11 protein-coding genes are annotated in these 12,023 nt (G+C 43.5%); 7 read left to right on the forward strand and 4 right to left on the reverse strand.

Annotated elements, in window-relative coordinates; genetic code table 11:
• Window positions 1-160: 160 nt before the first annotated feature.
• From SFU91_04840 to SFU91_04850, 3 genes are all read right to left on the reverse strand, one after another.
• Window positions 161-997 carry an Rpn family recombination-promoting nuclease/putative transposase gene (locus SFU91_04840; protein ID MDX2128344.1) on the reverse strand — a complete coding sequence of 279 codons (837 nt, stop codon included), beginning with the start codon at window positions 995-997 and terminating at the stop codon, window positions 161-163.
• A 59-nt stretch (window positions 998-1,056) separates the two neighbouring features.
• Window positions 1,057-2,058 carry an NAD(P)H-dependent glycerol-3-phosphate dehydrogenase gene (locus SFU91_04845; protein MDX2128345.1) on the reverse strand — a complete coding sequence of 334 codons (1,002 nt, stop codon included), beginning with the start codon at window positions 2,056-2,058 and terminating at the stop codon, window positions 1,057-1,059.
• A gap of 124 nt (window positions 2,059-2,182) precedes the next feature.
• Window positions 2,183-2,782: a 5-formyltetrahydrofolate cyclo-ligase gene (locus tag SFU91_04850; protein ID MDX2128346.1), complete on the reverse strand. Its 600-nt coding sequence runs from the start codon at window positions 2,780-2,782 to the stop codon at window positions 2,183-2,185.
• An 80-nt stretch (window positions 2,783-2,862) separates the two neighbouring features.
• Between SFU91_04850 and SFU91_04855 the strand changes: the two genes are divergently transcribed.
• From SFU91_04855 to mnmE, 7 genes are all read left to right on the forward strand, one after another.
• A complete protein-coding gene (locus SFU91_04855) occupies window positions 2,863-3,639 on the forward strand; it encodes a fumarylacetoacetate hydrolase family protein (GenBank protein MDX2128347.1) in 777 nt (258 codons plus the stop codon).
• The gene (locus tag SFU91_04860; protein MDX2128348.1) at window positions 3,620-4,069 is read left to right on the forward strand and encodes a hypothetical protein; all 450 of its coding nucleotides are present in this window, start codon (window positions 3,620-3,622) and stop codon (window positions 4,067-4,069) included. Before SFU91_04855 ends, SFU91_04860 begins: the two co-directional genes overlap by 20 nt.
• Before the next feature lie 50 nt (window positions 4,070-4,119).
• Window positions 4,120-5,823, forward strand: a complete 1,704-nt coding sequence (locus tag SFU91_04865) for a PP2C family protein-serine/threonine phosphatase (protein ID MDX2128349.1) — start codon at window positions 4,120-4,122, stop codon at window positions 5,821-5,823.
• Between the two features lie 58 nt (window positions 5,824-5,881).
• A complete protein-coding gene (gene prmA / locus SFU91_04870; protein ID MDX2128350.1) occupies window positions 5,882-6,748 on the forward strand; it encodes a 50S ribosomal protein L11 methyltransferase in 867 nt (288 codons plus the stop codon).
• Between the two features lie 30 nt (window positions 6,749-6,778).
• Window positions 6,779-7,750, forward strand: a complete 972-nt coding sequence (locus SFU91_04875; GenBank protein MDX2128351.1) for a Ppx/GppA phosphatase family protein — start codon at window positions 6,779-6,781, stop codon at window positions 7,748-7,750.
• A gap of 106 nt (window positions 7,751-7,856) precedes the next feature.
• Window positions 7,857-10,205 (forward strand): ComEC/Rec2 family competence protein, encoded by a 2,349-nt coding sequence (locus SFU91_04880; GenBank protein ID MDX2128352.1) that lies wholly within the window; start codon window positions 7,857-7,859, stop codon window positions 10,203-10,205.
• Window positions 10,206-10,329: 124 nt separating this feature from the next.
• The gene (gene mnmE, locus SFU91_04885; GenBank protein MDX2128353.1) at window positions 10,330-11,742 is read left to right on the forward strand and encodes a tRNA uridine-5-carboxymethylaminomethyl(34) synthesis GTPase MnmE; all 1,413 of its coding nucleotides are present in this window, start codon (window positions 10,330-10,332) and stop codon (window positions 11,740-11,742) included.
• Between the two features lie 26 nt (window positions 11,743-11,768).
• Here the strand turns inward: mnmE and SFU91_04890 are convergent.
• Window positions 11,769-12,023 (reverse strand): hypothetical protein (locus tag SFU91_04890; GenBank protein MDX2128354.1); only part of this gene is annotated, 255 nt, incomplete at its 5' end.

Consider the following 12,023-nt stretch of genomic DNA (forward strand, 5'->3'; position numbering starts at 1 on the left):
GACATTTGGTTACTGAATCTGCCGGTGGCTCACGATTGTTTCCACAGAGCCAATGATATGGGATAAAGGTACAGTCTTTTATGAAGAGTTTTAAGAAAAAAATTGAAACAGGCCTTGTAACAATTCCTATTTATTCTCGAATTTCTTTGGCTAATTTATTTTAATCTTCAATCGAAATACCAGTATATTTCTTAACCCTTTCGAGGGATTCACCTTCTTTTATCATTGTGCGTGCCGTTTCAAGAAGCCCTTCCAATTTTCCCTCTAATTTTCCTTCATGAAAGGCAGTATCATTCACGCCTTTCAAATCGCGGTATTGCTTGAGGCTGCTTTCGTAGCGGTCTAATTCGGGTGAATTGAATTTAGCAATCTCCGCTTTTTCAAAAGCCTGAAGAAAAATGGAATCTTTAAAGATTTTAGGAATCTCGGTGAAGTCTTCTAAGTGCTTTATGAAGTATAGCCACTGATCAAGCCTTGAAGTTAATTCATCTTCATTTTTATTAAAGTTTGGCATTTCAAGGTAAATGAAGGTGAGCTTATCATAGAAAACTTTTCCATTCTGATTTTTCAGGAGAATGGTATGAAGCACTTGAGATTTCTCAGCTTCTGATTCGTAGTCATCAAAAGTAAAATCTAAAATACCGATGCAGTAAACGGCCTTGAGATTGTAATTCCAAGTGCCCTTTTCAGCTTGTTCACGAATCGGGAAAGTGGAATAGTAAACGGTTCGATCTTTGAAATAATTTTGTTTTGCCTTTTGAAGCTCAACGATGAATTTCTCGCCATCTTCATTTTCACAATAGATATCATAAACAGCTTTTCGTTCAATATCGGTGATGCCAAGTTGCTCGGCATTTTTGAAAGTGAGATCCACAATTTTTTTCTTTGGCGCAAGCAAGGCATTGAGAAAATCCATAAGCAGGGGCTTGCTGGCTTCTTCACCAAAAATTTTTTTGAAACCGAAATCGGTAAAAGGGTTGATATAAATCGCTTTCATACCATTGCTTTAATAAGGCTTCAATAATTTCTTCTTCACGAAACGAGTTTAAGACAAAGTTACATCAATTCATGCTTTGGCTCGCGGGTCATGAGTTCATAAACCGCGGTGCGCGCATCTTTCCCTTCATAGAGCATTTTATAAACAGCTTCTGTGAGGGGCATTTCGACATCGGCTTTTTTAGCAAGATCCATCACGGCTTTGGTGGTTGAAACGCCTTCGGCAATCATGACCATCTCATCGATAATTTCTTGAAGTTTCCGGCCCTTGCCGATTTGCTCACCCACATAGCGATTTCGGCTATGTCGAGAGGCACAGGTCACGACCAAATCTCCAATTCCGGCAAGGCCTGAAAAGGTGAGTGGATTGGCGCCATATTGCGCTCCAAGGCGCGACATCTCCGCGAGCCCACGCGTGATAATCGCGGCTTTGGCATTATCGCCAAACCCAACGCCATCGGCAATTCCGGCGGCAATCGCCATTATATTTTTTACTGAACCGGCGAGTTCAACACCAACAACATCTGTATTCACATAAACTCGAAACATCGGTGCAGTAAAGACTTCTTGAATTTTGCGCGATGTTTTCAAATCATGCGAAGCAACGACTACTGTCGTCGGTTGTTTGCGTGAAAGCTCCTCCGCGTGGCTTGGGCCGTAAAGAATCGCGACCTGCTCCAAGTGAACGCTTGGAAGCGAATCGCGAACCACTTCCGACATTCTCATCCCTGTTTTAACTTCAATCCCTTTTGAGACAATCACAAAAATACGCTGAGCATGATCAAGCCCGTTGAGCTGTGTGAGTGTTTCACGGACGGCTTGTGAGGGCGTGGCAACGACCACAATCTCAGAACGAACTACCGCTTCCAGAATATCGCCCAATACTCGAAGATTCTCAGGAAATGCAATGCACTTGAGATACCGCTTGTTTTCCCGTTCTTCTTGCAGTTGCTTTGCAAACTCAGGCCGGTGCGCCCAAAGCGTCACATCATGCTGATTTTCTGAAAGCAAAATGGCGAGGGTTGTTCCCCAACTGCCGGCTCCAAGGACTGTGATTTTCATACCGATCATTTGTTGATTTTTTCAAAATAGAAATTTTCAGCCTTTCTTTTTCAACAGTTGCAGCAAGGGTTTCTTTCGATGAAAGCAGTGACGAATAGAGGAATATCAGACAAATAGAGGAATATCATCGAACTCGGCCATTTTCGGTAATGACCATTTCAAGCGGAAAATCGCGGTGTTCGAGTTCGTCGAAGAGTGGGATTGCCGGAACTTCTTGAAACGAAAACGCTACGCCAAGTGCCTTGGCAGAAACGCCTTCACTTTGTAGCCGTTCTAAAAATCGATCGTAAAAGCCCTTCCCATAACCCAACCGATTTCCCTTTTTATCGAAGGCAAGAAGTGGAACAAGGATAACATCCAAACGCTTTTCATCAAACGCAATCACCTCTTTTGGCACAGGAACTTGAAACCCGGCTTGATGCAATTCCGACTGAGGAAGGAGCGCAACACTTTGAATTTCGCGACCTTGAACAAGCGGCACAGCAATGGCTGCGCCTCGTTGATGGAGCGCGTTTATGAGGGGTGTTAAATCGGGTTCACGCTTTTCTTTGATTGAAAGAAACAAATGAACTGAGCGAGCAGCGGTAACTTCGGGCAGTTCCAAAAGGCGTAAACTCAATGCTTGGCAAAGTGCGTCATACTGCTTCGCCTGAAGCGCCATTCTTTGGGCTTTCATTTGCGAGCGAAGTGCGTCGCGAGCTGCTTTGATTTCGCCGATTTTCATTTCTAAAAAGGTTGTACTTTTGAGATAACTTACAGCATTCTTAAAACTTTCTTGATAGAAATTAACCACAAGTCATCGTTATGCCAGAGGTCCAGCTTGGTTCTGAAAAAAGAGCAGTTTCAAATATTTTTTGTGTCGGTAAAAATTACGCCGATCATGTTCGTGAAATGAAAGCCATCTTTGCAGGGACCGAAGAAAATGAACCGGTTGTTTTTTCGAAACCCACTTCCGCGCTTGTCTTCAATGGCGGCGAGATATCCATCCCACACTTTCAAGGCAAGCCAATTGCTAAAGAGCTTCATCACGAAGTTGAGTTGGTTTTGCTTATCGGGAAAAATGCTGAGAATCTTTCACCCGAAGAAGCGCAGACCGCTGTTGCGGGGTATGGAATTGGTTTGGATATGACGTTGCGCGATAAGCAAACGGCCGCAAAAAAGGCGGGGTCGCCGTGGTTTATATCTAAAGGATTTCGGTCGAGTGCGGCGGTTTCTCCGTTTATTCATTCAAATAATCTTGAGGCAGCAGCATCTCTTTCATTAACACTTGAAAAAAACGGTGTGCGTGTTCAACGCGGGCATACTTCTCAGATGATTTTTAATACACGATTTATCATTTCATACCTTTCGCATCTCTTTGGGTTGCAAGCAGGAGATCTTATTTATACCGGCACACCCTCCGGAATTGGTCCGGTTGAATCGGGAGACCGGCTTGTGGCAACTTTGGCCGAGTCTAATATGGTTCTTGCAAAAGAAACCTTGAGTTCGGAGATGCGTAACACAGAATCAGGAAATCAGGAGGCTCCACCTCAATTCCTTGATCAATCTATCTTAGCAACACTTGAAATCCGAATCCATTGAACCGCAATCATCAGCCCAAAAGTCGGCTGAAAAACCAATAGCAAAAGAGGGGAGGCTTCGACGGCTTGTTCGAGGGCGCGCAATCACAATTTTGGTTGTTACTTGGATTGCCATTATTGTTCTGGCACTTCTTGCCCTTCAATTCGGCGCAGATACATTTATAGTTGGTGAATTGGTTTTTGTTTTTGGTTTGGTCTCAAATGCATTTACAGGGCTTTTAGGGCTTATCGCGTTGGTGCCATTGGTTGGGCCTTTACTCGTGAAAGTTCTGAGTTTTCCGATAATTTGGCTAATTAATGGAATTGGATACTTGGTATCGATTATCGCGATACGGCGCGGTTATTCGCAAGATGTATTGACCTATCGAGGATTAACCATTGCTGTACTGGTAGGCATTGCGATTGGTTATATCCTTGGAAAAATTTTGTAAATGTGCTGATCCTTTACACACCTTAATTGTTTCACTTTCAGGAGATTCTTTTGAATTCAACAAACCCTTTTAATTCGCAACTTTTATCCGTTCTGAAAACCTTAACGTTAAAGGACTGGGCAATTCTCATCTTTCAATTTATTGGAAGTCTTTTTGCGGGTTTTGTCATTTTTTTTCTCAGCATTTTTTTTCTTTCACAAGTTCTCATCAACGAATCCTCCCCTCGCTACCAAGAAATGCTAAAGAAATCTGCGGGATACATATTAAAGCAAAAGTCTTCTTACTCTTCCTCACTTTCTCAAGATTCAACGGCCTATAAGCAAGCGTTAGTGGGATTTCAAATGGGGATAAAAATGGCTTACTTTAATGAGCAGTATCTTCAGAAATGGATGATTTACGCTTTTCTTTTCATCTTTTCTTTCACAATCACCGGTTCTCTTTTTTACCAAAAGTTTTTTTCTAAAACTGCTATCAATGATAACGAAGAAAGCATCTTTCGAACGGTAATTTCACATTTAATTCTATTCGGTGTCGGAATTTTCACCAAGCGCTCAGCAGAACAGTTTTCGCTATTCTACAACCTTACCACACGAACGCGCCTGATTGCCTTTGCCGCCTATTTTTTCATTTTCGGCTCTGTTTATGCGAATGCCTTTTCAAATAAGTGGATTGCCGGAATTCAATCCACGGATCTTTTTATCATTTTATCAATTCTTGATTACGGCGGTCTTCTCCTGCTTATTGGCTTTGTTCTTTTCTTTCAGCCACTTCGCCGTTATGGCACAATGATTCTTCGCGTTGCGAGTCTTTTAATATTTCTTATTACCCTTGTCATTACTTTTTTCAATTCAACAGAATCACTACAATTTGCTCTCCAAGCCAATCAAAATTCCACTAGTGATTTTTCTTTTGGTTATCAATCGCTTTCAACTTTTCTTTTGGTCTGCGGCGTGAGTTGTTACTTACAAGTTGCAAGGCGTGTGATTATCGAAAAGCAAAAAATGGAAGGTGAACTCACTTTGGCACGAAAGGTTCAAGAAAAATTGCTCCCCCAAGTTTCCATTGAGACGGATACGTTTTCTGCTTTTGGCAATACAATTTGCGCAAGCGAAGTTGGCGGCGATTACTTTGATTTTGTTCCGATTTCTCACGAAGGGAAACTCCGTGCGATTGCTGTTGGTGATGTTTCGGGGCACAATATGGCTGCTGGTGTTTTAATGGCGATTGTCAAAAGTGCTTTTCGAAGCGAAATTCGTCACCGCGATTATCAACGCCCTGAATCGATTTCTAAATTAACGGCCGCACTTAACGAAACCGTCGCCGACCTGCGTGAGAAGCAGATGTTTGTAAGCTTCAGTGCCATTATCATTGATTCAGCTTCAGGGCTTCTTCACTATGCCAATGCAGGTCATCTTCCAATTTTACATTACAAGTCAAATCAAAATACAATCAACGAAGTTTATCAAAAGACCCCGGCATTAGGGCTTCTAAGAGAGATTCCCTTTCCACACCTTTCCATTCCATTTGAAACCGGCGATTATTTTTTTCTCTTTACCGATGGGTTAACCGAAGTCTCAACATCAAAAGGGGAAGAATTTGGAATAGAACGCCTTCGCCAAACAATTTTTGATGCGTTACAACATTCAGAGCCATCTCCGAAAGTGATTTACCAGCGGCTTGTCTCGTCTGCTGAAGCATTTTCATCGAAACAGGGGTTTTCGGACGATGTCACCCTTTTTATTATCAAGGTCTAACCCCCCCCATTTTTCAAATTCTAAATTTGTTCAATCTCACGGACGTTTCAATTCAATTATGCCACATTTACAAGTATCCATCGATTTAGGTACCGAGCAATTTGATGCCGCTATAGGGCTTTTGACTGAACTTGGCTTCGATTCATTTATGGAAGAAGGCGACACCCTTTTCGCTTATATCCCTAAAGCACTTTGGACTTCTGAATTAGAATTTGAAACACTATCCATCGCCAAATCACTTACCGAAACCGAAGTTTCACTTTCAGTTCATGAGCTTGAGGAAAAGAATTGGAATGCCGAGTGGGAATCGACTTTGCAGCCAATTGAAGTTTCAGAGCGAATTGCGATTGTTCAAAAAGGCCGCCCATACGAAAACACTGCGGGAAGAATTCTCATTGAAATTAATCCTAAGATGTCCTTCGGAACCGGCTATCATGAAACCACACGCTTAATGATTCGCCTCATTGAAACCCTGCTTCGCCCAACAGATACTGTGCTTGACATCGGTACCGGTACCGGCGTGCTTGCTATTGCAGCACGGGTTCTGGGCAATCAAAATCCGATTCTTGGATTCGATAATGATCCGTGGTCGGTTGAAAATGCGATTGAGAATGTTGAAGCGAATCGGTGTTCCGAAATTGAGATTCGTGCGCTTGATGCGATGCAAGGACTCGGCTCGGTGTTAGAAGAGCGCACCTATTCATTTGTGCTTGGCAATGTGAATATTTTGGCGCTTGAAGCATTGATTCCCGTCTTAGGGAAGCAACTTAGCGAAAGCGCATATTTCCTTATGTCGGGCGTTTTGAAATATGATGAGCCGAAGCTTCGATCACTTTTAGTGAACGGAGGATTTGAAGTTCTTTCGGTTTTAGGCGAGGGTGAGTGGATTGCCATTGCATCACAAAAGAAATCAGTATCTTTTTAAAACCACAGCGCTCAATAAAAAATTGCTTCTATGAAAATTGCCGCACTTGATATCGGCACGAATACTGCTTTATTGCTTATTGCAGAAATTTCTCCCGAACACGGCACACTTAAGTCACTTTACAACGCTCAAGAAATTGTCCGTCTTGGACAGGGTGTTGATGCCGATCGCAAAATCCAACCCGAGGCTAAAGAAAGGCTTTACAACGCGTTGATGAAATTCCAAAAGCTAATCAAACTTTATGATGTGAAATATGTGGTCGCCGTGGGCACCAGCGCCTTACGTGATGCGAAAAACAGTGCCGCTTTAATTCGCGAAATGGACGCAAAAACCGGCATCGAAATCAAAGTCATCACCGGCGATGAAGAGGCCGAGATGACATTTTTGGGGGCCATTACCGGTATCGCCGAATTGCCAAAACGCTTTCTGGTAATGGATATCGGTGGCGGCAGTACCGAATTTATTTTAGGACGCGCTTCTTCGCAGCTTGGTGCAAGAAGTGCACCTGTCAATTTCGACGTTGAAGATCAAGTCAGCGTGGATATGGGCAGCGTACGAATGACCGAGCGTTTTTTTAAGTCTCTCCCGCCTTCAAAAGACGATGTTGAAGCGGCACGGCAAGCCTTTATCAAGCAACTTTCGCCAAAGGTTGGGAAATTCATTGCAGGGCGAGAAATGATGATTGCGGTTGCGGGAACAGCGACAACCGTGGCACAACTTGCTTTAGGCTTAAAGCAATTTTCAGCCAACGATATTCAAGGGTATAATGTCAAGTATGATGAAGCGCACTCACTTTATCAAACCATCCTTACAAAAACGCCCTCTGAAATTGAAGAAATGGGCGTTAGCCCCGGGAGAGCCGATGTGTTGCCCGCCGGGCTGCTCATCTTTCATCAAGCAATGCGGCTTTTTTCACTCACTGCCGTGAAGGTCAGCATTCAAGGGCTGCGCTACGGCGTGGTACTGAAAGAATTGGAACGGCTTCGGTTGATGTTGCGGTAATCCGCTTTTTATTCTTTTTGATATAAATGTTGTTATAAGTCAACCATTATCCAGTTAATCCAACGATTGATCTGAAATCATGATTGCTTACCCCGGCTTTCGCCTTTTGATATGTGCTGTTATTGGCATCTGCCTCGGCAAGTGGTTTCACTTTCTGTTTTTCCCCACACTCTTTGTTGCTTCTTTCATTGCCATTGTGCTAATGTTGTATTCACTTTGGCCGCTTGGAATAAATTTTAGCTTTAGCAAAGCCACTGTATTCAGCGCGTTATCCCGTCCGATTCCTAAAGATCATCAATCAATTGCGGCAACGCTCTATTTTGCGTTTTTAATATCTTCTTTTGCAGCACTGAGCTCCTATCACTTTTCTATCATTTCTGAGCGTCATGTACTAAACTTAGCAGGTCGATATGGAACGCGATACTCGCCGGTGGAAATCGAGGCAATTGGAATCGTTCAAACTTTACCTAAAGTCAAAGTTAAAGAGCCGCGTGTAACGGTGGAGTGGACACTTGCAGCAGAGTCGTTGAGGGTAAAACCCGGAAATCCGATTTTCCATTCTAAGCAAAGTCAAACATCACTCGCCCATACTTTCTCGCCAAGTGAAGGCTTAATACGTGTAAAATATTACATCAATTCCAAAGGGACAGAGGCAGAATCTTTAAGAATCGGCGAGCGAATCCGTATTCGCGGGCGAATTCAATTGCCTCAAGGGGCACAAAACAAGGGTGAATTCGATTATCGTGCCTTTTTAGCCGAGCGCGGTATAGACCTTATTTTGAATGCAGCCTTCTTATCTGATTTGGAGCGCAGGAAGGAACGCGCACTTGGATGGTGGGGCACTTGGGTTTCGGAACCGGGGTTTCGCTACCTCGAGCGCGTGATCTCTCGTTCGTTTCCTGAAAGTGAGGAAACCGCTCTCTTAAAAGGAATATTACTTGGAGTTAAATCGGATATCGAGCCTGACATCCTTTTAGCATTTCAAAATACCGGAACTATGCATGTGCTCACGGTTTCGGGGCTTCATATTGGCCTGCTTTTACTTGTCTTTAATTCAATTTTTAAACGATTTAAAACCACTTCTTTTGGGAGGTGGTCTATATTCTTGTTGCTGATTTTCTTTCTTTTATCGTTCAGCAGTATCACAGGCAATGCGCCTCCGGTGAAGCGTGCGGTTGCAATGGCCTTGCTCTTCGAATTTGCATCTCTATTGCGATTTCCTACCTTTAATTTCAATACGCTTGCACTTGCCAATTTCATCATTTTACTTTTTGAACCTTCGGATTTGTTCAGTGGCAGTTTTCATTTAACCAATGGCGCAGTGATTGCCATCCTTCTCTATTTCCCGATTTTCACACGGCCAATCACCGATGATGCAATGCCACCTCTATTGAAACACCCACCCGCTTGGATTCGCGCTTTTGTTATTTTTGTTTGGGAGTCACTTGCAATGACACTCGCCGCAACTTTAGGAACATCTCCTTTTGTTGCGTTTTACTTTGGGAAAATTCCACTCCTTGGACTTTTTGCCAATATCCCTGTAGTGCTTTTCGCTAATTTTGCAACCTATGCCTTAGCGGCGGCGTCTCTCATTTCGCTTCTCTCAGAGGGGTTGGGCGGCATTTATGTTTCAGCCGCTCACCTCTTCTCCTCTTTAACCATCGGCTCCGCAATTCTTTTTTCAAAAATCCCTTTTGCTTCTACGTCAATTTCGGTCTCTGTGTTGATGGTTGCAGCGTTTTGTGTATTGCTTTTATCGCTTGCGATGTATGAAAGTCCAAAAGTGTGGCCCAAGTTCTTGATAGTCTCTCTTTTACTTTTTACGAGTGATGTGTGGATTAGGGTTTTTCAATTTGAAGAAAATCAACAATTGCCCGACGCAGTGATGTGTGCAATGACCAAAAGTTCGCCGGTCATATTCTTTACCGGAAAAGAAACCATTCTTTTGGATGCTTCCTTTATCAATCAAAATCTCTCGAGGTTGAAGTCGCAAAGTGTTGCTTGGCATTCAAAGCCAACCTTCACGATGGCAGTTCAACACAAAACGCCTTACGGCATTCTTGATGACTTGGCCGATACGGTTCTTTCTTTCAATCACTTCCGTAATAAAACTCAGAAAGTCAAAGCACTTCCTACTGCCGTGATTTCATCCGCGCGTGGAGGCAGTCTTAAGGTTCGTACCAAAAAGGGAATCATGATATCGGCGAGCCTTTTTGAACTTGATACTTTGGGTTATTACCGAGCAGATTTCGCGGCGCTGCGAATCACCCGCTTTCAAGCATCAGACCTTGATCAATTTCGGGCGTGGCTTCTTTGGGCAAATCCGAAATGTGTTGGGGTTGCTTTGGCGCCAAAGCTTTCAGCGACGGAACGAAAGCGTTTTTACCGTTTCATCCGTCAATGGCCTGAAATCAAAATCACCGAGCGCGATGGGGAAGTGGTGTTTTACTTTTAATTCAATGTTTTTCGTTTCTTTTTTGAATTGCTTTAAGTAAGATTTTAGGCTGAACTACTTTCCTCAATTTGATTTCAAGCGTTGAATTCACGATTCTTTCACTTTTTCCCCTTAACTTTGTCTTATGAAAAGTCAACCGCAATACATCCACCCTTTAGAACCCATTGCCGCAATTGCCACGGCGATTGGAGAAAGCGCAATCGCGATTGTTCGCACATCGGGCGAAGGGTGTTTTGAAAGGTGCGATCGCGTGTTTCGAAAAGCCGGAGATTCAAACTTTACACTCGCTTCTGCCCCAAGTCACACGGCACATTACGGGTTTATCGTCAATGAAAAGGGCGAAACCATCGATGAAGTAATGGCTATTGTTTACCGCTCTCCAAAAAGTTTTACGACCGAAGATTCTGTTGAAATTAATTGCCACGGCGGCGTTGTCGTTACGCAAGCGGTGCTTCGCGCTTTGCTTGATGCGGGGTTTCGCTTGGCAGAGCCGGGCGAATTCACACGAAGGGCGTTTTTAGCGGGCAGAATTGATTTGTTGCAAGCGGAGGCAATCGGCGAATTGATTCATGCCAAAACCGATGCAGCCTACCGCGCGGCGATTTCGCATCTGAAAGGCGATCTCTCCAAACAGTTGATGCTTATGAGAGATAACCTCTTGAATGCTTGTGCGTTATTAGAACTTGAATTGGATTTCGGTGAAGAAGATGTTGAGTTCCAAAATCGAAGCCAATTAAAAGATAGTTTGATTGCCCTTCAAACTGTGCTTGAAGATCTATTGGCATCTTTTCAAACTGGTAAGCGAATTGCAGAGGGCGTTTCGGTTGCAATCGTTGGCCGCCCGAATGCCGGGAAATCAACGCTTTTGAACGCGCTTCTTGGAAAAGACCGCGCCATTGTGAGCAGCATTGCGGGTACCACGCGCGATTTCATACAAGAAAGTTTCACTTACGAAGGCGCTTTATTTCAACTCATTGATACCGCGGGGCTTCGCAAGACAAAGGATTTCGTTGAGCAAGAAGGGATTCGCCGCAGCTATGAAAAAATCGAAGAAGCCGATCTTATTCTCTATCTCTACGATGCCTCGCAGCCCATTCCGGCCGAAGAATTAGAAGAAGCCAAGCAACTCAGGCTGAAGAACCCGAATGTTCCTTTTTTGCATGTTCCCAATAAGTGCGATCGGCCTGAGGCAATGCATCATATTTTAAAAAATGAAGATTCAGCCGTTTGCCCTATCTCCGCGTTAAATGGGGAAGGAATCGCAGCACTCAAAGCTGAAATGAAACGGCTCACGCTTGATTCACAAAAGCGGCATGAAGGCAGCCTTTTGCTTACTAACCTTCGCCATTACGAGGCTGTGCGAAACGCCCTTCAATCGGTTGTCAATGCCCATTATCTTACCGATCACAATTTGGAAACCGAACTAATTGCATCCGACTTGCGCGATGCCTTGCATCATATTGGCACCATTACCGGAAAAGTAGCGACAGATGAAATACTCAATACCATCTTTGCCAAATTCTGCATTGGGAAGTAACCTTCATTGAAAACCCTTATGACTTTCTAATACTTTTTCTTCTGGATTTTCACCGTTACCACTTCTCCCGATTTCCGCCTGACCTTCATTTCCGCTTGGGTTTTGCTTCCTAAGATGGGGTTTAACAACAAATCGCAGAAATCAAATTTTTCTAAACTTTTTTCTCCCACAGAAATGATTTGGTCACCTACTTCAACCTGATTCAAAAGCGATTTCTCCCACACCATTCCAATGATGAGTTTACCCTCAGGGCCTAAAGTTGGATGAATGCTCCAATACAA

Source organism: Chloroherpetonaceae bacterium (assembly GCA_033763895.1).
In the GTDB taxonomy this organism is placed as follows: domain Bacteria; phylum Bacteroidota; class Chlorobiia; order Chlorobiales; family Thermochlorobacteraceae; genus JANRJQ01.

What these genes read in the sequence shown, in the direction of transcription:
- SFU91_04840 (MDX2128344.1), bottom strand. Translation starts at nt 997, where the DNA reads ATGAAAGCGATTTATATCAACCCTTTTACCGATTTCGGTTTCAAAAAA.
- SFU91_04845 (MDX2128345.1), bottom strand. Translation starts at nt 2,058, where the DNA reads ATGAAAATCACAGTCCTTGGAGCCGGCAGTTGGGGAACAACCCTCGCC.
- SFU91_04850 (MDX2128346.1), bottom strand. Translation starts at nt 2,782, where the DNA reads ATGAAAATCGGCGAAATCAAAGCAGCTCGCGACGCACTTCGCTCGCAA.
- SFU91_04855 (MDX2128347.1), top strand. Translation starts at nt 2,863, where the DNA reads ATGCCAGAGGTCCAGCTTGGTTCTGAAAAAAGAGCAGTTTCAAATATT.
- prmA (MDX2128350.1), top strand. Translation starts at nt 5,882, where the DNA reads ATGCCACATTTACAAGTATCCATCGATTTAGGTACCGAGCAATTTGAT.
- SFU91_04875 (MDX2128351.1), top strand. Translation starts at nt 6,779, where the DNA reads ATGAAAATTGCCGCACTTGATATCGGCACGAATACTGCTTTATTGCTT.
- mnmE (MDX2128353.1), top strand. Translation starts at nt 10,330, where the DNA reads ATGAAAAGTCAACCGCAATACATCCACCCTTTAGAACCCATTGCCGCA.